Genomic DNA, 23531 nt, shown 5'->3' on the forward strand with positions numbered 1-23531 from the left:
GCGAAACATGAGAAGCATCACCTCATTGGCAGCGGTTGCGGTGCTCCTCCTGGCCGCAACGGGTTGTGGCGGCGGGAGCGTCAGCGGTACGTCTCGCGCGGCGAAGGATCCGACGACCGGCAAGGAGATCACCGACAGCAAGGGCAACGCCGTGTCGGTCGCGGCGGCCAACAAGTTCAAGACCGCCATGGACACCATGGTCCAGCACGACAAGGCGGGCGACTGGAGCGAGGCGACCTGCAGCTCGACGGCCCAGCTGTTCCTCGACGCGGCGGACGAGCAAGGGGACGCGACGTTCGCCGAGGCCATCTACAACGCGGGGCTCGCGTACCAGCGTTGCAAGAAGGACTCGGAGGCGAAGAAGTACTTCCAGCAGGCGCTCCAGAAGAACCCGAAGTTCCACCCGGCGCGCGTCCAGGTGGCGCTCTACAACCTGGCGGAGTCGGGCGAGAGGAACATCGACGCGGCGATCAGCGAGATGCGTCAGGCCGCCGTTGTCGACGCCCAGTACAAGAACGTCGAGGCGCTCGTGCACCTCGCGCTCCTGTACATGAAGCGCGGCAACAACGTCGCCGACAACGACGGCCCCAACGACTTCCAGCGCGCGAAGCGGTACATCCAGAGCGCGCTGGCCGTCGACGACGCCTTCATGCCGGCGTTCAACCAGCTCGCCATCTACTACCTGGAGACGGCGAAGCAGAAGGCGGGCAGGAAGTCGGGCAAGGCGGTCGCGACCAACGTCAGCAAGCAGAAGAAGATCGACACGCAGGCGCTGGAGCTCGCAGCGCTCGTCTGCTCGCAGGCCATCCGCAAGAACCCGAACTACGCGCCGATCCACAACACCGCGGGCATGATCCAGGTCGAGCTCGCGAACCTGAACGGCGCCGTGCAGGAGTTCAACATCGCGAGGAAGCTCGACCCGACCTTCTACGAGGCGCAGATGAACTACGCGGCGGTGAACCTGCAGTTCCGCGGGTTCCAGCAGGCGGAGGAGGCGTACCGCGCGGCCCTGAAGATGCGTCCGAACGACTACGACGCTCACCTGGGGCTCGCGCTCGCCCTGCGCGGTCAGATCGACGACTCGAACTTCGACAACATGGTGGCGGCCGCCAGCGCCGAGCTCGACGCCGCCAAGAAGCTCGCCCCGGAGCGCCCCGAGACCTACTACAACGAGGCGATCCTGACCCAGGAGTACAAGGCGAAGTCGGGCGGCAAGTCCGCCGAGGGCGCCCTCATGTCGGCGAAGGGGCTGTTCGGCCAGTTCATCCAGAAGGCGGGCGCCAATGCCGAGTTCGCCGACGCGGTGAAGCGGTCGAAGGAGCGCATGGAGGAGATCGACCAGATCATCGCCTTCAACAAGCAGACCGAGGCCGAGCGCAAGGCGGCCGAGGCCGACATGAAGACGAAGGAAGCCGAGCAGGAGGCCGCTGCCGGGAGCGAGGGCGAAGGGGGAGAAGGGGCGACTCCGGCTCCGTAAGCAGCAGGAGCCTTGTCTCAGATGCTGTCGGACGAGCGCCGCGAGCGGCCCGTGCCGCCAGGGAGAGCGAGCGAGGAAACCTTCAGGTTTCCGAGCGAGCTCAACCGGCATGCCGGGCCGCGCAGCGGCGCGTCAGACAGCGCGTCGAGCCCCCTTCTCTCCCTGACGTAAAGAGAAGGGGGTTCGGCGTTTTCGTCGCAACGCTCTGGGAACCTTGGGTGGATTCGGTTGTCGAGGCGAGCGTGGGTCGTGCTCTCCGTCGCACCGATGGCATGCGAAGCTGGTTGACCGGCCGCCGTGGTAGGCGGTACAATGGCACTGTAACCGCGTCGGAACATTGTCAGGAGGCTGGAATGAGAGGGTTGACCCGATTGGGTGCGGGAGTCGTGGCTGCCGTTCTTACGAGCGTGGTCGCCTCATCGGCGTTCGCGCAGGCCGCTCAGGGCGGCGGCGGCGCGAAGAAGGAAGAGGGCTACGGGTACGAGTTCTCCGACGATCCGCTGAACGCCGGCGGATTCGGCCCCAACGACGCCACCATCCGCGTGCGGCCCGGCCCCGTCCGGACGACGCTGATTCGGCCCCGTACCTCGTTCGTTCCGGAGATGCTCAAGTCGGTCGAGAACCTCTGATGTGCTGGGCAGGTTGGCACCTGCCCTGTCGATTGATCCCCCGGAGCCGGGGGCGTGCGCCGCGGGGCGTATAGGGAAGGCTGGCGGAGATGGAAGGCAAGCAAAGGGTCGCTCTCACATTTGCGCTCTACCAAAACGAAGCGCTCGTCCGTCGGGAGACGATCACGCAGGATATCGTCAAGGTAGGCAAGGACGCGAAGAGCCATCTGCGTGTCGATGACGAGCTTGCCTCGCGCATGCACGCGGTCATCGAGGTCGCCTCCCCGCAGGACATCACGCTCATCGATCTCGGCAACGAGCCGGGGACGATGGTGAACGGGGCGCGCGTCAACAAGTGCAAGATCAGCCCCGGCGATCAGCTCCAGATCGGCGGCACGAAGATCATGCTGGAGCGCGCCGAGCCGGTGGCGGTGGCCGCGGCAGCGGGCCCTGCCAAGCCGGTCCCCGCGAACCCGTTCGCCGCCGCGCCGCCCGCGAACCCGTTCGCCGCCGCGCCGCCCGCGAACCCGTTCGCCGCCGCGCCGGCGAACCCGTTCGCCGCGACCGCCGCGAGCGGGGCAGATCCGTTTGCCTACAACAACCCGTTCGCGCAGTCGGCGCCCGCGGTCGACGAGGTGCCCCCGGACGCGCCCGAAGGCTCCTACACGTACACGCTCGTGAAGAACGGGCCGGACGTGCCGAGCGAGGAGGTCGAGGTCCCGGCGGCGTCCGTCGAGATCATGATTCTCTGGGATGCCGCGGTGCTTCACGTCGCGCACCTCACGCCGCCGCGCTCCTTCTACGTAGGTGAGGAGGAGGGCAAGAACTTCAAGTGTGACTACTTCATCCCGTCGGAGAAGCTCGGCACCACGCGGGCGCCGATCGTCCTCGCCGACCGCTCGGGCTCGGTCTCCGTGGTGCTCCTTCCCCGCGCCACCGGCACCATCGAGATCCCCGGCACGCCGAAGATCACGGTGCAGCAGGCGATCGACCAGGGCCGCGCGCAGCCGTGCTCGGAGCTGTCGGGCGCCTACCAGATGGCGCTCCCGTCCGGCGGCAAGGCGAAGGTCGAGCTCGACGGCATCGTCTTCCAGGTGTCCGCCGTGAACGCGGGCAAGGTCGTGGCCGGCCACTTCCAGCTGGACACCCAGAGCCTGCTGTACACCGGCCTCTCCATGGCGGTGCACCTCGGGCTGCTCGCGGCGATGGCCTTCTTCATGCCGCCGCTCGGCGACACCGGCGAGGACGGGATCTCCGCGGACCAGCAGTTCCTCATCCAGCAGTACCTCGCGGCGGCCGCCGAGAAGGAGATGGAGGAGAAGGAGACCGAGCAGGTCGCCGAGAACGCCGCGGACAACAAGGAGGGCGGCACCGGCACGCGCGCCAAGGGTGAAGAGGGTTCGATGGGTAACCCGAACACCAAGGCCACCGGCAACCGCTACGGCGTCCAGGGCCCCGCGGACAACCCGGATCCGCACATCGCCCGCCAGGCCGCGCTGCGCGACGCCGCCGAGTTCGGCATGATCGGTCTGCTGAACGCCGGCGCCGGCGGCGACCCGAACGCCCCGACCGCGCCCTGGGGCCGCGACGATTCGCTCGGCAACGATGCGCTGAGCGCCCGCGGCAACATGTGGGGTGATCAGATCGGCGACTCCTTCGGTGCGGGCGGCCTCGGCCTCTCCGGTATCGGCGAGGGCGGCGGCGGGCGCGGCGAGGGTATCGGCCTCGGCTCGATCGGCACCATCGGCCACGGCGCCGGCACCGGCACCGGCCAGGGCTTCGGCTCCGGCCACGGCCGCCTCGGCGGGTCGCATCGCACCAAGCCGCCGCAGGTGCGCATGGGTGCGACGAGCGTAAGCGGTCGCCTGCCGCCCGAGGTCATCCAGCGTATCGTCCGCCAGAACTTCGGTCGATTCCGGCTCTGCTACGAGAACGGCCTCAGGAACAACCCGAACCTGCAGGGCCGCGTCGCGGTGCGCTTCGTCATCGGGCGCGACGGCGCGGTCTCGAACGTCGGTAACGGCGGCTCGGATCTGCCGGACAACGGCGTGGTCTCCTGCGTGGTGCGGGCGTTCTACGGCCTGTCGTTCCCGCAGCCCGAGGGCGGTATCGTCACCGTCGTCTACCCGATCATGCTCAGCCCTGGCGGCTGAGCCCGCCTCGCCCGTCGGCTCGCTCGAACGCCCTGCACGCACCGTGCGGGGCGTTCGCCATTTCCTGGACCGGACGCAGCAGGCGCGCGGCGTCTCCGGCGGTCGCCGCGCCCGCGATCGCATGGGGCGCGCTGGGCCGCCGCGCGGCGTCGCGTGGACGTCCGCCACGTCGCCGTGCGGCGTCGCGTGGACGCCCACCAGGTCGCCGTGCGGCGTCGCAGGGGAGGGGGGCGCGGGCCTGCCGGAAGGCGCTGCCGACCGGCGCAGGGGCGGGGTCTGAAGCCCTGGACTTCCGCGGTTCCCTCCGCCTATTCTCGCGACGCCGCGCGAGGTTGAACGCGCGCCACCTCAGGAAGCTTGTGACGGTGCCACACGGAGCGGCGCAGCCCGTCTCCGGATTGCTGAAGGAGCGGCGCAGCCGACTCCGGATTGCTGAAGGAGCGGCGCAGCCGACTCCGGATTGCTGAAGGAGCGGCGCAGCCGGCTCCGGGGACTGCTGGACGGAGCGGCGCAGCCGGCTCCGGGGACTGTTGGACGGAGCGGCGCAGCCAGCTCCGGGGACTGTTGGGCGGAGCGGCGCAGCCGGCTCCGGGGACTGTTGGAGAGGGGCGACGCGACGCCCGCGGTCGCTTGGACGCTGGCAGAGTCGATCCCATTCGAAAGGTGAGCAGATGAAGCTTGGAGCATTCTTGATGGTTGGGCTGGTCGCGGCGAGCGCGGCGGGGATGGGCTGCTCCCGGCATCGGCAGGAGGCCGTCATCCTGGCGAATCAGGCCGACAAGGAGGTCGCCGTCAACCCCGAGGGCGCGGCCAACAAGTACGAGCAGGCGACCAAGCTCGACCCCACGAACCACCGCATCTTCTTCAAGCTGGCGATGGCGTACAAGAAGCGGGACGAGTGGGATAAGGTCGCCTCCACGCTGGCCCGCGCCACGCAGATCGCCCCGAAGTTCGCCAATTACTGGTTCGAGCGGGGCTGGGCGCTCGAGCAGCAGGCGAAGAAGAAGACGATCTCCTACGAAGAGGCCAAAGAGCCCTACCAGAAGTGTATCGAGAACGATCCCAACTTCGCGGACTGCTACTCGCAGCTCGGGAACGTTTACCTCTGGACGGACGACGAGCAGAAGGCGCTCGAGAACCTCACCAAGGCGATCGAGCACAACCCGAGCGAGATCCGGTACTACGCGGCGCTCGCCGATCTCTACATCCGCCTCGGCTACACCAAGGAGGCCGAGCAGGTGCTCAAGGAGGCGAAGTCGTTCGCGAAGCCCGGGGACAAGTACCTCTTCGGCGTCCACAGCCTGCTCGCGTCGGTCTACCAGGAGCGCGGCTCCACCGCGGAGATGGTGACCGAGCTCGAGGCCGCCAAGGCGGCCGCGCCGCAGGACGGCCCCGAGGCCGTACAGATCCTCTGGAGTCTCGGGAGCACGTACGCGACCCTGGATCCGCCGCGCAAGCAGGAGGCGATCCAGATGCTCAAGGGGTTCACGACGCGCGCCTGCAAGGGATCGAAGGCGGCGAGCTTCAAGACCGAGTGCGAGACGGCGAACACGCTCGTCGCGCGGCTCGGTGGCTCGTGACGTCGCGCGCGGCGCGGGGCACGTAAGGCGTTTCAATCCGTTCGAAGGTCGGGGCCGAGGGTCGATAATCAATGGATCTTGCGCAGCGTCTCAATCATCTCGAGTCGGTTCATGACTGGCAAGGGCTCGTCGAGGAGCTCGAGAAGGGGATTGCGGCCGAAGGGGACGCGACCCGGAAGGCGGCATATCACCTGAAGCTCGGGCGGCTGCTCGAGGAGAAGTTCCTTCAGGCCGTCAAGGCGCTGAAGCACTTCCAGGACGCGTACAAGCTGAATCCAGCGCTGCTCGAGGCGCTGGAGTCGGCTCGTTCCATCTACTGGGACCTCGGCAAGACCAACATGGTCCAGAAGCTCCTGGAGCTTGAGCTGAGGAACTCGCCGGAGGGGACGGCGGCCGCCGAGCTCCTCGTGGAGCTCGGCGACGTGCTCTGCGACGCGGGCGATTTCGAGCGCGCAACGGCGACGTACGCGCGCGCGCTCGCCGCCTCGGGCGGGACGAGCGAGGAGGCGCGGGCCTGCCTCGGCGACATGCAGGTCGATCAGTCGTCGTGGGCGGCGCACATGGCGGAGCTGGTCGAGGCGGCCGACGCCGCCGCGACCACGAGCGAGCGCAAGCGGCTGCTGCTGCGCGCGGCGCGCCTCGCCAAGCGCTTCGATCGCGATCAGCTCGAGGGCCTGCTCCGGCGCGCGTACGAGACGGCGCCTTCCGACAAGCAGGCCGCGGCGATGTTCGAGGGGCTGCTCGCCGAGGAGGAGCGGCCGCAGGCGATCGTCGAGACGCAGCGTCGCATCCTCGAGTCGCGCACCGGCGTGGCGCGCGGCGAGGCGGCGTTCAAGTTCGGCGTCCGCTGGGCCACGCGGCACCAGAACGTCGAGATCGGCTCGAAGCTCCTCGAGGAATCGCTCCGGTACGACCCCTCGAACGAGGCGGCGTTCGCCTACCTGCGCGAGCTCTGGGGGACGAAGGAAGGCAACTGGGAGCGCGTCGCCGCGCTGGCGGAGAGCGCCGCGAACCAGAACGGCACTTCGCCGTTCATGATCGCGCAGGCGGGCGGCATCGCCTGGCGGCAGCTCGGCAATCTCATCCGGGCGAGGAGCTGGTTCGAGCGGCTGTCGGCGGTCGCGCCGACGCACCCGAGCGTCAGCGCGTTCGAAGCGCAGATCGGCGAGCGCCTCACGGCCGCCGCGCCGTCCGCCGCCGCGCCCGCGCCCGCGCCCGTCGCGGCGCCCGCGCCGGTCGCCGTCGCGCCGGCCGCGCCCGCGCCCGTCGCGGCCGCAGACGCCACGCCGCTCCCCACGAGCGCGCCGGCGCCCGTCAGCGCGCAGGCGCCCGTCAGCGCGCCGGCGCCCGTGAGCGTGCGCGCGCCGATCAGCACGCCGGCCCCGGTCAGCGCGCCGGCGCCCGTGAGCGGCAGGGCGAGCGCCCCCGCGGACGCCCCGGCCGACGAGGTCAACGCGAGGTCCTCGGTCGCCGACATCGAGCCGGCGCCGCCGCCGCGCGCCCCCGCCGAGAGCCGGCCCGCCGATTCGGAGATCGGCCGGCGGCCGACCGCGCCGCCGCCCCCGGCCGCCGAGGTCGCGGGCCGCGTCGAGGAGCTCAAGGCGAAGGCCCAGAAGCAGGAGCAGGCCAAGCGGTACAACGAGTACGTCAAGACGCTGATCGAGATCGCCGAGGCGGTCTCCGATCCCGCCGAGAAGATCGAGAACTACGCGAAGGCGGCGGAGCTCTACTCGGGCAAGTTCTCGAACGCGGCCGAAGCGGTGAAGTGCTACGAGGCGATCCTCGCGATCGACGGCGAGCACCCGCAGGCGATCGACTTCCTCCGCCAGAGCTACGAGAAGCGGCGCGACTGGGAGAAGCTCATCGGGCTGCTCCGCCGCGAGGCCGCCGCGCTGCCGGAGGGCGGCGAGCGCGCCGCGAAGTACCTCGAGATCGCGAAGCTCGCGTCCGAGCGGGTGAAGAAGGTCGACTTCTGCATCGAGCTCTGGGACGAGGTCCTCGCGAACGATCCGGAGAACCCGGAGGCGCTGAACGCGCTGGCGGGCCTCTACGAGAAGAACAAGGACTACCAGGCGTTCGCGCGGGTGCTGCAGAAGCAGGTCGACACGACCTTCGACAGCACCCAGAAGCTCGCGCTCCTCAGCAAGCTCGCGCAGCTCTACGGCGAGCGCCTCAAGGACGACGAGGCGGCGGTCAAGGCCTGGCAAGAGGTGATCGCGCTGAACCCCCAGGACCGCAAGGCGCAGGAGGCGCTCAAGAAGGCGTACCTCCAGCTCCAGCGCTGGGACGATCTCGAGGTGTTCTACGCCGAGAGCGGCAAGTGGGACGAGTTCATCCGCGTCCTCGAGTCGCAGGAGGCGAAGGAGACCGACGACGCGGCCAAGATCAGCCTGCTGGTCAAGATCGCCGAGCTCTGGATGAACCAGAAGCAGAAGGCGGATCGCGCGGCGCGCGCCTACGAGAAGGTGCTCTCGATCGACGGCGCGCACCTCGCCGCGGCCGAGGCGCTGATCCCGATCTACACGCAGGCGAACAACCCGAAGGGGCTCGCCGGCGCGATCGAGGTGAAGCTCTCGCACGACCAGGACGACGCGTCCCGGCTCGACCTCTACCGGCAGGTCGCGGCGCTCTACGAGACGCGGCTCAAGGAGCCGCAGAAGGCGTTCGAGCGCTACCTCTCGGCCTTCCAGATCGCCCCGCAGGACGAGCAGTGCATCGAGGACGTCGAGCGGGCGGCGCGCTCCACCGAGGGGTGGGACGCCCTCATCGACGCCTACTCGACGGCGATCTCCCGCGCCGAGGGCGAGGGGGACATCGCGCTCGGGGTCGATCTCCGGCTCCGGCTCGGGCGCGTGCTGCTCGACGAGGTGAAGCGCATCGACGAGGCGCTCTCGCAGTTCCGCGCCGTGTACGAGGCGGACGGCGAGAACGAGGCCGCGATCAGCGCGCTGGAGCGGCTCTACCGTGAGACGGGCCGCTTCGGCGAGCTGCTCGGCATCTACGAGAAGAAGCTCGGCATCATCACCGAGCCCGAGGAGCGCAAGCAGATCCTCTACGCGATCGCCGAGCTGTACGAGGGCGAGCTGCGCGACCCGGTGCGGGCGATCGCGACGCACCGCCAGGTGCTCGACGACGAGCCGACGGACCCGCAGGCGCTCGCGGCCCTCGACAAGCTCTACCGCGAGCAGCAGGACTGGGAGTCCTACGTCGACGTGCTCCGCAAGCGGATCGACTCCCCGCTCGACGAGCAGGCGCTCATCGACCTCAAGTTCCGGCTCGGGAGCACCCTCGAGAAGCACCTGAACGATGCGGCGGGAGCGCTCGAGAACTACAAGGAAATCCTGATCCTCGATCCGGGCAACGACGCGGCGCGCCTCGCGCTCGAGGCGCTGCTCTCGAACGAGTCGCTGCGCGCCGAGGCGGCGGCCATCCTGCAGGAGATCTACGAGGGGCGCGGCGACTGGGAGAAGCTGATCCAGGCGCTCGAGATCCTCGCCGCGGCCGAGGGCGACACGGCGACGCGCGTCTCGCTGCTCCGGAAGGTGGCGCGGACGGCGGCCGACAGCCTGAGCGACCTGAACCGCGCGTTCGACGCGCAGTCGCGGGCGCTCAAGGACGATCCGTCGCACGCCGAGACGCGGGCCGAGCTCGAGTCGCTCGCCGCGCAGGCGGGCGCCTGGGACCGGCTCGACGTCATCTTCAGCGAGATCGCCGACTCGCTGAGCGACGCCCGGCTGAGCCGCGAGTACTGGATGCGGCTCGCGAGCATCCACGAGCGGCTCGGCAAGGTCGAGGACGCGGCGAACGGCTACCTCCGCGTGCTCTCGATCGATCCCTCCGACTCCGAGGCGCTGGAGGCGATGGACGCGCTCTACCGGCGCACCGAGCGCTGGGGCGATCTCATCGGCGTCTACCGGCGCCGCATCGAGCTCGTGCACGAGCCCGCCGAGCGCGAGAGCCTCTACGCGCAGATGGCCGAGGTCTACGAGCAGCGGCTCGGCCAGCCGGAGGAGGCGATCGCCGCCTACCGCGAGGTCCTCTCCACCGACGACACGAGCCTGGTGGCGCTGACGGCGCTCGACGGGCTCTTCAGCCGCCAGGGCATGTGGGAGGAGCTGGCCGACAACCTCGAGGCGCAGCTCAGCATCGCGGCCGAGGAGGAGGCGCAGATCCGGCTGATGCTCCGGCTCGCCGCGCTGCGGGAGTCGCGGATGCGGCTCGTCGAGTCGGCGATCGACATCTACCGGCAGGTGCTCGAGCGCGAGCCGACCAACGTCGAGGCGCTCGCGGCCCTCGAGCGCCTCGGGAAGCTCCCCGAGCACGAGGTGGCGATCGCGGAGATCCTCGAGCCGCTGTACCGCCAGTCGGGCGACTACCAGAAGCTCATCGGGGTGCACGAGGTGCAGGTGCGCCGCAGCGACGACGTGACCCGCCGCGTCGAGCTGCTCCACCAGATCGCCGTGCTCTACGAGGACGCCGGTAGCGACCTCAACTCGGCGTTCGACACCTACGCGCGGGCGCTGAGCCAGGATCCGGCCTCGGAGTCGACGCAGGAGGGGCTCGATCGGCTGGCGCGCGCGACAGGTCGCTTCGCCGACCTGGCGCGCGTGTTCGAGACGCTGGCGGCGCAGCAGACCGACGCGGAGCTCGCGAGCACGCTCTACACGATGAGCGCGCGCATCTACGAGGGCGACCTCGGCGACATGGACAGCGCCGTCGGGCACTACCGGCGCGTGCTCGAGATCGATCAGCGCAATCTGCACGCGGCCGAGTCGCTCGAGCGGCTGTTCCGGACGTCGGAGCGGTACAACGAGCTGTCGCAGATCCTCCAGCAGAAGGCGGAGATCCTCGACGACCTGAACGAGAAGAAGCTCGCCCTGTTCCAGGCTGCGAGCATCGAGGAGGAGGTGCTCGAGCGGCACGACCAGGCCATCGCGGTCTACGGCAAGGTGCTCGAGCTCGACGCCGAGGATCTCCGGGCGATCGACGCGCTGACCAAGCTCTACCTCAGCCTCTCGCGCTGGCAGGAGCTGCTCTCGGTCTACGCGAAGAAGGCCGATCTCGTCCTCGATTCGAACGAGAAGAAGCGCATCTACTACCAGATCGGCGCGGTGTACGAGCGCGAGCTCGGCAACGTCGCGAGCGCGATCGACACGTACCAGCGGGTGCTCGAGATCGATCCGGACGACCTGCAGGCGCTCGGGCGGCTCGACGTCCTCTACCAGACCTCGCAGAACTGGCTCGAGCTGCTCAGCGTGCTCCAGCACGAGGCGGAGATCACCGCGGATCCGGCCGAGGGCATCAGCTACCAGTACCGGATCGCGGAGCTCTACGAGAAGCACCTCGACGACGTGTCGAGGGCCATCGAGCTCTACCGCGATCTGCTCCAGCAGATGCCCGACCACGAGCCGACGCTCCGCGCGCTCGAGCAGATCAAGGACGGCACCCGCGATCCGCTCGGCGCCGCCCTGGTCCTCGAGCCGATCTACGACGCGTCCGGCGAGTGGCAGAAGCTGATCAGCGTGCTCGAGGTCCGGGTCAAGGTGGCCGAGGACCCGTACGAGAAGGTCGACCTGCTCCACCGCATCGCGCGCCTCTCGGAGGAGATGCTGAGCGACCACGTGACCGCCTTCGAGACGTACGCGCGGGCGGTGACGTTCGACATCGGCAACGAGGAGTCGCTCTCGAACCTCGAGCGGCTCGCGATGATGGTGAACCGCTGGCCGCAGGTCGCCGCGCTCTACGACACGGAGCTCGGCCGGCTCGGCGAGGAGCCGGGGCGCTTCGTCGAGCTCGGGCTGCGGCTCGCGCAGATCTTCGAGACGCAGCTCGACGACATCGACAGCGCCGTCGCGCGCTACCGGCGCGTGCTCGAGGTCGAGCCGGAGAACCAGACGGCGATCGCCTCGCTCGACCGCCTGTTCACGGCGACCGAGCGGTGGAGCGACCTCGTCACGATCCTCTCGCGCGAGTCGGAGATCGCGCAGTCGCCGGACGAGATCCTCGAGTTCAAGTACCGGCTCGGCGTGGTGTACCAGACGCGGCTCAACGACCTGCCGGCGGCCATCGCGGCGTACCGCGAGGTGCTCACCGCAGCCCCCGAGCACTCGCCCACGCTCGAGGCCCTCGAGGGGCTCTTCGCGGCTGGGATCAAGCAGATCGAGATCGGCGCGATCCTGGAGCCGCTCTACCAGGCGGCGGCGGAGTGGGAGAAGCTCGGCGGGGTGCTCGAGGCGGAGCTCACCCACCTCACCCAGGAGCCGGATCGGCTGTCGATGTACTACCGGCTCGGCGAGCTCCAGGAGGAGCGCCTCATCTCGCCGGACGGGGCCCTCGCCGTCTTCATCCGGGCGCTGAAGGAGTACCCGCGCGACGAGAAGACGCTCGAGGAGGTCGAGCGGCTCGCCGGCTCGGTCGACGGCGGCTGGGAGCTGCTCGCGAACGCGTACGCCGACGTGCTGGGCATCCACGCCGACAAGGACGTGCAGACCAGCATCGGCAAGCGGCTCGCGCGCGTCTTCGAGACCGACCTCAGCGACGTCGCCAAGGCGGAGGAGACGTACCGGTACGTGCTCGGCATCGAGCCGCTCGAGGCCGAGGCGCTCTCGAACCTCGACCGGATCTACTCGCAGCTCGAGCAGTACCCGGAGCTCGCGAGCGTGCTCGAGCAGCGGGTGCGCGCGACCGAGGATCGCCCGGAGCTCGTCGACCTGTACCTCCGGCTCGGCCAGACGTACGAGGAGCGGCTCGGGCAGCTCGACGACGCCATCCGCGCCTTCCGGCGCATCTTCGACGAGCTCGAGACGACGAACGAGCAGGCGATCAGCGCCCTCGAGCGCATCTACACGACCAAGGGCGCCTGGACCCAGCTCAAGGTCGTGCTGGAGCGGGAGCTCGAGAACGCGATGGGCGACAGCCAGGAGGCGGATATCCGCGCCAAGATGGCGCACCTGCTCGCCGATCGGCTGAACGACGTCCAGGGCGCGGTCGAGACGTGGAAGCGCGTCCTCGACCTCCGCGGCGAGGATCCGGAGGCGCTCGGGGCGCTGTCCAACCTGTACGAGCGGGTCGGGCAGTGGGCCGAGCTCTGTGACGTCCTCGAGCGCCACTACGACATCGCGACCGACGACGAGTCGCGCGTCGCGGTGCTGCTCCGCCGCGCCAAGCTGTTCCACGAGCAGCTCGGCCGCGACGACTCGGCGCTCGACGACTACCAGCGCGTGCTCGACATCGACTACGCGAACCTCGAGGCGCTCTACGCCATCGCGGCGATCTGGCGGCTCCGCAACGAGCCCGAGCAGATCGTGAGCGCGCTCCACCAGACGGTGGATCGGGCGCGCGACGTGCTGCCGGCCGAAAACGTGATCGCGCTCTACCGCGAGCTCGGGACGACCTACCAGCACGTCCTCGGGCAGGCCTACGACGCGATCGACGCCTGGCGGAAGCTGCTCGAGGTCGACCCGAAGGACTTCGAGGCGATGGCCGCCCTGGAGAACCTGCTCCGCGCCGAGGGGCGCTGGGTCGAGGTCATCGACGTGAAGATGGGCCGGGCGGCGGCCTACGAGTCGCCGGCCGACAAGGTGCGCGAGTACCTCGAGGTGGCGCAAATCTGGGAGCACCAGGTCGAGGAGAAGGACCGCGGCACGCTCGCGTACGAGAAGGTCCTGGAGCTCGACCCGACGCACGACCAGGCCTTCGCGGCGCTCGAGGAGCTCCACGACGCGGCCCGGCGCAGCGAGCCGCTCATCGAGCTCTACCTCGCGCGGCTCGAGTCGCGCGAGGAGGTGCACGAGAAGACCGACATCCTCCGCAAGGTGGCCCGCGTCTTCGAGGAGCAGCTCGAGGACAGGCCCCAGGCCTTCGACGCGCTGCTCACGGCGTTCGAGATGGACTACTCCGACATGGAGACGGTCCGGTACCTCGAGCGCATGGCGCAGGCGACGAACCGCTGGCCCGAGCTCGTGCAGACGGTGAACGGGTGGCTCCAGCAGGAGACGGCCCCGGTCCAGAAGATCACGCTCTGCCTGCGCCTGGCCAAGTGGTACTCGGAGGACCTCGGTCACCCCGAGTACGCGCAGCCGTACTACCAGCAGATCTACGCGTACGACCCGAACAACGTGGCGGTGCTGCGCCAGATGGCGAACTTCTTCAAGAAGACCGGCCAGTGGCAGCGGCAGGGCGAGATGCTGACGAACGCCCTCAACGTCGCGGTGATCGACGTCGACCGGAAGGAGATCCTGACCGAGCTCGGCGAGGTGCTCGAGAAGCACATGGGCGAGGTCGAGCAGGGGCTCAGCTTCTACCGGCGCGCCCTCGACGTCGATCCGCTGCACCTCCCGGCCCTCGAGGCGCTGGAGCGCATCTACACGGATCGCGACCAGTCGAACGACCTCGTCGACGTCCTGCTCCGCAAGGCGAAGGCCGTCAGCGAGCCCGACGTCGTCGCGAGCGTGAAGCTGCGCACCGCCGGCCTCTACGAGACCAAGCTCGGCCTCATCGAGAAGGCCGGCGCGGTCTACCGCGAGGTGCTGGACATCGACGCGTCGAACCTGCTCGCGATGCGGGGGCTCGAGCGCGTGTACACGACCACCCACCAGTGGCCGGATCTCGTGCGCGTCCTCGAGATGCAGCTCGACGTGGTCACCACGGAGCGCGAGCGCATCGACGTGCTGATGAAGATCGCGAACCTCCAGGAGGAGCAGTTCCTGAAGCCCGATCTCTCGGCCGCGCGGCTCGAGCAGGTGGTCGAGATCGACCCGTCGCACGAGCCCGCGCTCGAGGCCCTGGAGCGCTGCTACCGCCGGCTGCGGCAGTGGCACGACCTCATCAACACGTACGACCGCCACATCAACGCCGCCGAGGATCGCCAGAAGAAGATCGAGCTCTGGTCCCATACGGCGAAGGTCTACGCCGAGGAGATCGAGGACCTCGACCGCGCGATCGACGCTTACCTGAACATCGTCGACATCCAGGACACGCACGTCCCGTCCCTGGAGGCGCTGGCGAAGCTCTACGAGAAGCAGGACAACTCGTCCAAGGCCATCGAGTACATGACGCGCGTCGCGGACCTGACCGTGGACGGCAAGCAGCGCGTCGACATGTACTACCGGATCGGCCGGCAGCTCGACGAGAAGCTCGGCGAGCGCGGGCTGGCCCAGGAGCGCTTCGAGATGGCGCTCGATCTCGACCCCACCCACGTGCCGACGTTGGCGGCGCTGCGGGTGATCGCGATCGACGCGGCCGACTGGGATCGCGCGGCGCGCTACCTCGAGCAGGAGCAGATGAACACCGACGCGCCCCGCGCCAAGGCGCGGCTGCTCGTCGAGCTCGGCAAGCTCCGCGACGACATGCTCGGCGAGCACACGCTCGCCGTGCAGGCGTACGAGATGGCGCTCCAGAGCGACCCCGACAACGAGGACGCCGCGATGCCGCTCCTCAACGAGTACGTCTCCACGGAGCGGTGGGCCCAGGCCGAGCCGCTCGCGGAGATGCTCGTCAGGAAGAGCGGCAAGCGCGACCGTTCAGAGCAGCACCGGCTGCAGCGGACGTTCGGCAAGGTCCTCGAGCGGCTCGGCAAGGACGAGGCGTCGCTCAAGGCGTACACGGCGGCGCACAACCTCGATCTCACCGACCAGGAGACGATCCGGGGCCTCGCCGACGTCAGCTTCAAGCTGAACGACTGGGCGAGCGCGCTGACGAACTACCAGAAGGTGCTCACCAGCCTCGACGAGGCCGAGACCGAGGAGCGCGCCACCGTCTACTACAAGCTCGGCTGCATCAAGCAGGCGCAGGGGCAGTCGAAGCAGGCGGTCAACAACTTCGAGAAGGCGCTCGGGGCCGATCCGTCGCACCGGCCGACGCTCGAGGCGATGGTCGCCGTCTACGACGCGCTCAAGGACTACAAGCAGGTCTGCCACTACAAGCGGCTGATCCTCGACAACATCATGGACGGCGCCGAGCGGTTCAGGATGTTGAACGAGATCGGCGACATCTGGGTCGAGAAGGAGAACAACATCCCGAAGGGCGTCGAGGCCCTGGAGGAGGCGCTCGATCTCGAGCCGCAGAACCACGTCCTGCTCCACAAGCTGCTCCAGCTCTACCAGCGCACGGGGCAGTGGGAGCGGATGGTGGACTGCCTCCAGCGGATCGCGGACCTCGAGCCGCAGCCGGATCGCAAGAGCCGCTACCTCTACACGATGGCGCAGATCTACCGCGACAAGCTGGAGGACCCGGCGCGCGCGGTGGAGCTGTTCAACGAGACGCTGGACCTGAACCCGCACTCCCTCGAGGCCTTCGAGCGCATCAACAAGATCCTCACGGCGCAGAAGGAGTGGAAGCAGCTCGAGCGGGCGTACCGCAAGATGCTGCACCGGGTCGCCGGCAAGGGGAACACGGACCTCGAGTACAACCTCTGGCACGCGCTCGGGCTCATCTACCGCGACCGGCTCGGCGACCGGACGGCCGCGGTCGAGACGTTCCGCATGGCCTCGCGGCTCAAGCCCGAGGACGCGACGGAGCACCTGATCCTGGCGGAGCTCTACGAGCAGTCGGAGCAGTTCGATCTGGCGACCAACGAGTTCCAGGCGATGGTCAAGATCGATCCGATGAAGATCGACCCGTACAAGCGGCTCTACCGCCTGTACGTCGACGGCAAGCGCTACGACCAGGCCTGGTGCGTCGCGGCGGCGCTCGCGTTCCTCCGCAAGGCCGATCCGGACGAGCAGCAGTACTTCGAGGACTACCGCCCGCAGGGCCTGATCCCGGCGAAGAGCCGGCTCGACAACGAGCAGTGGATCAGGAACCTGTTCCACGAGGAGGAGAACCTCTACGTCGGCAAGATCTTCGAGATGATCGCGGGCGCCGCGCTCAGGGCGAAGATCGAGACGCTGAAGCAGAGGAAGGAGCTCCCGGTCCTCGATCCGCGGTTCCTGCAGGATCCGGCGACCTCGACGGTGACGTTCGCCCGGACCTTCGGGTGGGCGGCCAACGTCCTCGGCCTCCCGGCGCCGCGGCTCTACGTGCGCAGCGACGTCCCCGGCGCGCTCGTCGCGGTGGCGAACGAGCAGCCGGCGTCCGTCGCGGGGCAGACCGTCCTCACCGGGTTCTCGCCGCAGGAGCTCACGTTCATCGTCGGCAAGCACCTCGCGATGTACCGCGGCGAGCACTACATCAAGACGCTGTTCCCGACGGTCACCGAGCTGACGGTGCTCCTGTTCGCCGGGATCAAGCTGGTCGCGCCCGACACGCCGGTGCCGCAGGACATCGAGAAGCAGATCATGGCCACCGCGCAGACGCTCCGCGGCTTCATGCAGCCGATGCAGCTCGAGGGGCTCCGCATGGTGGTCAAGAAGTTCCTCGCGGAGGGCGCGAAGGCGAACATCAAGCGGTGGGTCCAGTGCGTCGACATCACCGCGGCGCGCACCGGCCTGCTCCTCTCGGGCGATCTCGAGATCGCGAAGAAGATCATCGCCGCCGAGCCGCAGCAGCCCGGGGATCTCCCGCCCCAGGACAAGCTCAAGGAGCTGATCGTCTTCTCGACAAGCGATCAGTATTTTGCGCTGCGTCAGGGGCTCGGCATCGCCATCGGCGAGGGGTGAGCGCGCGCGTCGGTGAACCCTAAATAGCTGAATCTACATCGGAATCAGAGCATCCGAGGCCGGGGGCGGCTCGCTCCCGGCCTCGGATCGCTCTATGCCGTCGGGAGGCACATATCCATGAGTCTGCTTGACGAGTCAGCAATCCTTACGAACGATCGGGTGCTGTGACCTCATCATCGATGATCGTCCGGCTCCCCGTGCAGTCCGCGAGAGGCTTCGGGAGATACAGGCTGATCGCAAAGCTGGGGCAGGGTGGGATGGCCGAGGTCTTCCTCGCTGCGCATCGCGGCCCGCTCGGCTTCGAGAAGCTGGTCGTGATCAAGCGGCTCAAGCCGGGGATCGCCACCGAGCCCGAAGTCAACGCGATGTTCCTCGACGAAGCGAGGCTCGCCGCGCGGCTGAACCACCCGAACGTCGTGCAGACGTACGAGTGCGGCCAGATCGACGACCAGTACTACATCGTGATGGAGTACCTGGAGGGGCACTCGCTCGATCGGATCTGCAGGAAGATCGATCCCTCGCGTCACCGCGCGGTGTACCTGGCGATCCTCTCGGACGCGCTCGCCGGGCTGCACTACGCGCACGACCTCATGGACTTCAACGGGCAGCCGCTCCAGGTGGTCCACCGCGACATCAGCCCGCACAACATCTTCGTCACCTACGACGGGCAGGCGAAGGTCGTCGACTTCGGCATCGCGAAGTGGGCGACGCGCGACGCGGACACGAGCACGGGCGTCGTCAAGGGGAAGATCCGGTACATGGCGCCGGAGCAGGCCCTCGCGACGACGGTCGACCGCCGCGCGGACGTCTTCTCGATGGGCCTGATCTTCTGGGAGCTCGTCGTGGGCGAGCGCTTCTGGGGGGATCTCTCCGACGTGCAGATCCTCCAGCGGCTCACGTTCGGCGAGATCCCGCAGCTGCGCGAGCGGTGGCCCGCGGCGCCCGAGGCGCTCGATCGGATCTGCTCGCGCGCCCTCGCGATGGCGCCCGAAGAGCGCTACGCGACGGCGGCGCAGATGCGCGAGGACGTCGAGGCCTACCTCGCGACGATGGGCCGGCGCCCGTCGTCGGCCGAGATCGGCCGCCTCATCGGCGAGACGTTCGCGAACCGACGGGCCGAGGTGCGGTCCGCCATCAGCGACCAGCTCGGGCGGCTCCATGCGGCCTCGGGCGAGGGCGCGGAGGAGTTCGAGATCCTCCCGGTGCTCGAGGAGCGCGGCGCGGTGCCGTGGTCCCAGCGCATGCCGGTGTCGCAGATGGCGCAGCAGTTCGCCGCCGCGCCGGTCGCGGATCCGATGCTGGGCGACGACAGCTCGCGCGAGGACAGCATCTCGAACCGCCAGACGATCCCCACGATCATGGTCGCCAACACCAAGCCGACGGGGCGCAAGGCGCTCTTCTGGGGCGCGGGGGTCGCGCTGCTCTCCCTGCTCTTGATCGGCGGCACGTGGGCGGTCGTCTCGCAGTTCCCGATGAAGGACGACCAGGAGCCGGTGGCCCCTCCGGTCGACCCGACCACGCCCATGGTGATCCCGCCCGCGCCGGCGCCGCCCGTCGCCAACCTCATCGAGCTCCGGATCATCGCCACGCCGATGGACGCGAAGATCTACCTCGACGACGTGGAGCTCCCCAGCAACCCGTTCTTCGCGCGGTTCAGCCGGGATGGCACCGGACACCGCATCCGGGTCACGGCCGATGGGTACACCCCGGAGGCGCGCTTCGTGGTGTTCACGCGCGACGAGGTGCTGACCATCAACCTGCGCCCGGTGCAGACGACGCCCACCAAGCAGGGCGGCGGCTCCGCGCCCCGGAAGTGACGGGCAGGGCTCCGGCCTCGCCGTAGCCGCCCGGGCGGGCGCGCGGCGGTCCGGAGGGCGGCGCGGTGGCCCCGGAGGGCGGCGCGGCGGCCCCGGAGGGCGGCGCGGCGGCCCCTCTCGGCCCGCGGCCGCGCCGGAAGCGCGCTGCGAGCGGGACTACGGCCTGCTGCTCATCATCGCCTCGAGCGACGGCGGCACGCAGCCGTAGGCCTCGGCGGCCGCGAGCAGCGCCGAGTTCTGCGGCAGGTTGAGCAGGAACGAGCTCGCGTAGGGCGTCCCCTCCAGGCCCTTCAGCCGGCGCAGGAGCGGCGGCATCGCGCGCTCCATCGCCTCCCGCGCGCCCACGAGGTCGCCCATGTCCACGCAAGCGTCGTGCAGCGCGAGGTAGATCGGCGCCTCGTTGAGCAGGCTCGGCGCGCCCGCCTCGACGAGCGCCGCCGCCTCCCGCGCGATCTCGCGGGCCTGCTCGGCGTTGCCGAAGCGGCGCTCCGCCTCGGCGCAGAACCCGAGCGCCACGGGGAGGACGTCGCGGTTCTCCGTGACGCGGTAGGCCTCCGTGGCCTTCTTCAGCAGCGAGCGCGCCCGCGCGAGGCCCGACGACTCGACGCGCAGGAGCTCGCAGCCCCGGTAGAACAGGATGCCGAGCGTCACCCGGTCGCGCACGACCCACATGCTCCCCGCGGCCTCGTCCGCGCTCGCGCGCGGCTCGGCGAGCGCGGCGTCGAGCCGCGGCTCGGGGCCGAACGTCGCCGCCCAGCAGAGCAGGATCATCTGCCCGTGCCGCGCCGCCCCGGAGCTGCCGATCGCCTGCGCCCGGGCGATGCCCGCCTCGATCTCCTGGAGCGCCTCGCCCCGCGCGCCGATGGTCGTGAGCGCGAAGCCGACGTTCATCGTCAGCATCGCCTCGCGCTCCTGCAGCCCGGCGCGGCGCGCCGCCCGCGCCGCGTTCCGGCGCGCCTCCAGCGCCGCGGCGGGCTCGCCGCGCGTCTGGTGCGCGACCGCGCGCGTCTGCCACGCGTCGACCGCCGCCCAGACCAGGCCCCGCCGCGCCGCGAGATCGAGCAGGTGCGCGGCCTCCTGCTCCGCCATCGCGAGCTGCCCGGCGAACGCGTGGACCTGCGCCAGCGTGGCCGAGCACTGCGCCTCCTCCTCGACGAGATCGATCGTCCGGGCGCGGTCGCGCAGCGCCGTCAGGCGCCCCTCCAGGTCCATCCCGGAGCCGCACGCGTGATCGTAGCGGGCGCGCGCGGTGAGCGTGCGCAGCTCGCTCGCCTCGTCGTAGACGTTCTCCCACATCGCCCGGATCGCCGAGTCGCGCTCGGGCGAGCGCGCGTCGAGCCGCGAGTACGCCTCCTCCAGGAGGACGGCGCGCGCGAAGGCCGTCGGCTTGTCGGGCGAGAACACGAGCGCGCGATCGGCCATCGTGACCGCGTCGCGGAGCGAGTTCGTCGCGAGGGCGCGCCGCGCGGCGGCCTCCCAGCGGATCGCGGCCTCCTCGTGCTCGCCGCCGAGGTCGAAGTGCTGCGCCACCGTGGCGCTGTCCTCGCCCAGCCGGTCGAGCCAGCGCGCCGCCGCCGCGTGCAGCTTCTTCCGGAGCTCCTCGCCGACCGAGGCGTACGCGACGTCGCGGACGAGCGCGTGCTTGAACAGGAACTCGCGCGCGGCCGGGAAGCGCGACGCGGGCTGCTCGACGAGCAGCTCCGCGGCGATGAGCTTCTTCAGCGCGGTCTCCGGCTCGGCCACGCCGACCTCGGCGAGGCCCACGTCCCACACGGACAGGCCGAAGACGCTCATGCGCACCACCGCCTCGCGCGTGGGCTCGTCGAGCGCGTCGAGGCTCACCTGGATGGCCGCCTCGATGGTCGGCGCCGTGGCCGCGTCCTTGCCGGAGGCGATGACGCGCGCGAGCTCCTCGGCGAAGAGGGGCGAGCCGGCCGCCTGCTGCGCCACGCGGTCGAGCGTCGCGTCGTCGAACGGCCGCGCGGCCGCGGCCGCGCTGAAGACGGCCCGCGCGATCTCGCGCGTGGCCCGGCGCGCGATGGGGCGCAGCTCGACGCGGACGTGGTCGCGGCCGGTGAAGCGCTGGCCCTGGTCGCGCCAGAACGCCGGGCGCACCATGAGCATGATGAAGAGCGCCCTGCCCGTCGCCCGCCCGAGGAGGTGATCGAGCCACGCGACGCTCTCCGGGTCGGCCCACTGCGCGTCCTCGACGAGCAGCGCGCACGGCTCGATGGAGGCGGCGCCGACCGCGATGTCGGTCATCGAGAGGTACAGCGCGTCGCGCGCGCCGCGCAGGTCGACGCCGTCGGGGAACGGCTGGTTCGCGAGGAGGCGCGCGAGGAGCCCGCCGTCGCCGTGGAGCAGCCGCCGCGCGCGCACCGCCTCGTCGGCCTGCTCCAGCGACGCGCCCTTCGGCAGGCCCGTGAGGACGCGCAGCGCGTCGGTGGCCACGCCGAGCGCCTGCGCCCGGCCGAACGACTCGCAGCGCAGCTGGACGAGCCGCGGCGGATCCTGCCGGTCGGCGATGCGGGCGACGAACTCGCGCGCGAGCCGGCTCTTGCCGATGCCCGGCGGGCCCGAGATGCTCACCACGACCGGCGTCCGGTCCTCCACGCAGCGGTCGAACGCCGCGACCGTGGTGATGAGCTCGGCGTCCCGCCCGACGAAGGGCGTCTGCGCGTCGGGCCGCTTCGGCGCGCGCGAGAGCACCCGCACGGCGCCGCTCTCCAGCGGCTCGCCCAGGAAGCGCCCGCGGGACAGCTCCACCGTGGTCGCGTCCGCGAGGACGCGGCCGAGGCCCGCCTCGCGCGCGAGCGCGACCGCGCGGTCGACGACCTCGCCGGCCGATCGCGTCCGGTCGACGCGCATGCGGCCGGAGGCGACGCCGACGCGGCCCCCGCGGTCGCCGAGCCCGAGCCCGAGCTCGAGCGCCCGCGACGCCTCGTCGCCGTGGGCCTGCCGCACGCCGAGGTGGGCTACGATCGAGTCGGCGCCGAGCGGCAGCGCGTCGGCCCCGCGGCGCCGCAGCGCCTCGAGCTCGCGGTGCCGCTCCTCGCCGGTGGCCACGTGCAGCGCCACGATCGTGGTCACGAGCCGCGTGCCCATCACGCCCGGCGGGTTGTCGCTCACGCGCAGCGGGGAAGGGGTGGGCAGGTGCGGCTCGGCGACGAGCGCCGCGAGCCTGTCCGCGACCTCGCGCGCCGAGCTCGGCCGCAGGCCCCGGTCGGCGAGCAGGAGCGCGTGGATCAGCTCGTCGAGCGCCGGGACCACGTCGAGCAGGAACTCCGACAGCCGCGGCGCGGGCGTGGTCGCGAGGCGCACGAGGGTCGCGATCGAGGTCGGCCCCATGTGCGGCGGCCGGCCGGCGACCAGCTCGAACAGCGTCGCGCCGAGCGAGTAGAGGTCGCTGCGCGCGTCCACCGTCGCGTCGCCGCGCGCCTGCTCCGGCGAGATGTACGCCGGCGTGCCGACGGGGCTGCCCGCGTCGGTCGTGAGCACGACCTCCTTCGACGCCGCCACCCCGAAGTCGACGAGCTTGACCCGGACGCCGGCGTCCGGCGGCCCGCGCAGGAGGAGGATGTTCGACGGCTTGATGTCGCGGTGGACGACGCCCGCGTCGTGCGCGGCCGCGAGCGCGCTCGCCACCTGGCGCCCGACCTCCAGCCCCTCGCGCAGCGACAGCGGGGAGCGCCGCTGGCGCGACGCCAGGTCCTCCCCGTCGAGCCACTCCATCGCGATGAACGTCGTCCCCTCCTCGATGCGCCGCCCCTCCGCGTCCGTCGTGGTCGAATCGAGCGTCCCGAACGCCACGACCCGCACGATCCCGGGGTGATCGAGCTCCGAGAGGATTTGCCCCTCGCGGGAGAGGCGGGCCTGGCCCTCGGCGTCGACGCCGAGCGCGGTGATGATCTTCAGCGCGACGTACCGCTCGGTCTGCACGTCGTACGCGCGGTGCACGGTGCCGATCCCGCCGCGGCCGACCTCGCGCTCGATGTGGAATCGGCCGGCGATGAGCGGCCTTGCGGGCTCGATGCGCGCGGAGCTCATGCGCTAGCCGACGTGATCGTTGGGATGGGCGCCGAGCGCGCTCCGGCGCGGCGGAGAGGCGATCTCATGGCGCCAAGCCGGGCGGGGCTGCGGTGTTCCGACGGAGCGCATTCGCCAAGGAGACTACGCTGTCGTCCAGGGTAGTTCCAGTGTCGCGGTCGCGCCCCGAAGGAAGAATCGAGAAGAATCGAGCGCGCGGGGGCCTCTCTTGACGGATCTGAAAGCTCCTCTTACGGTCAGCGGCTCTGCGCT

General features: G+C 70.2%; 7 protein-coding genes. 6 read left to right on the top strand and 1 reads right to left on the bottom strand.

Going from position 1 to position 23531, the window contains the following annotated elements:
- Positions 1–7: 7 nt before the first annotated feature.
- From WMF33_RS17390 to WMF33_RS17415, 6 genes are all read left to right on the top strand, one after another.
- On the top strand, positions 8–1477 hold the full coding sequence (locus WMF33_RS17390; protein ID WP_437338177.1) for a tetratricopeptide repeat protein: 1470 nt from the start codon (positions 8–10) through the stop codon (positions 1475–1477).
- 386 nt (positions 1478–1863) lie between these two features.
- Complete coding sequence (locus WMF33_RS17395) at positions 1864–2106, top strand: hypothetical protein (RefSeq protein WP_437338178.1); 243 nt, start codon at positions 1864–1866, stop codon at positions 2104–2106.
- Between the two features lie 89 nt (positions 2107–2195).
- Positions 2196–4238 (top strand): AgmX/PglI C-terminal domain-containing protein, encoded by a 2043-nt coding sequence (locus WMF33_RS17400; RefSeq protein ID WP_437338179.1) that lies wholly within the window; start codon positions 2196–2198, stop codon positions 4236–4238.
- Between the two features lie 671 nt (positions 4239–4909).
- Positions 4910–5818 carry a tetratricopeptide repeat protein gene (locus WMF33_RS17405; RefSeq protein WP_437320457.1) on the top strand — a complete coding sequence of 303 codons (909 nt, stop codon included), beginning with the start codon at positions 4910–4912 and terminating at the stop codon, positions 5816–5818.
- Positions 5819–5889: 71 nt separating this feature from the next.
- Positions 5890–17415, top strand: coding sequence for a tetratricopeptide repeat protein (locus WMF33_RS17410; protein WP_437338180.1), 11526 nt, complete (start codon positions 5890–5892; stop codon positions 17413–17415).
- Positions 17416–17672: 257 nt separating this feature from the next.
- Positions 17673–19232: a protein kinase domain-containing protein gene (locus tag WMF33_RS17415; RefSeq protein WP_437338181.1), complete on the top strand. Its 1560-nt coding sequence runs from the start codon at positions 17673–17675 to the stop codon at positions 19230–19232.
- 156 nt (positions 19233–19388) lie between these two features.
- Here the strand turns inward: WMF33_RS17415 and WMF33_RS17420 are convergent, their stop codons facing one another.
- Positions 19389–23279, bottom strand: coding sequence for a serine/threonine-protein kinase (locus WMF33_RS17420; RefSeq protein WP_437338182.1), 3891 nt, complete (start codon positions 23277–23279; stop codon positions 19389–19391).
- Positions 23280–23531: the final 252 nt, after the last annotated feature.

Source organism: Sorangium sp. So ce394 (assembly GCF_051474665.1).
In the GTDB taxonomy this organism is placed as follows: Bacteria; Myxococcota_A; Polyangia; order Polyangiales; family Polyangiaceae; genus Sorangium; species Sorangium cellulosum_D.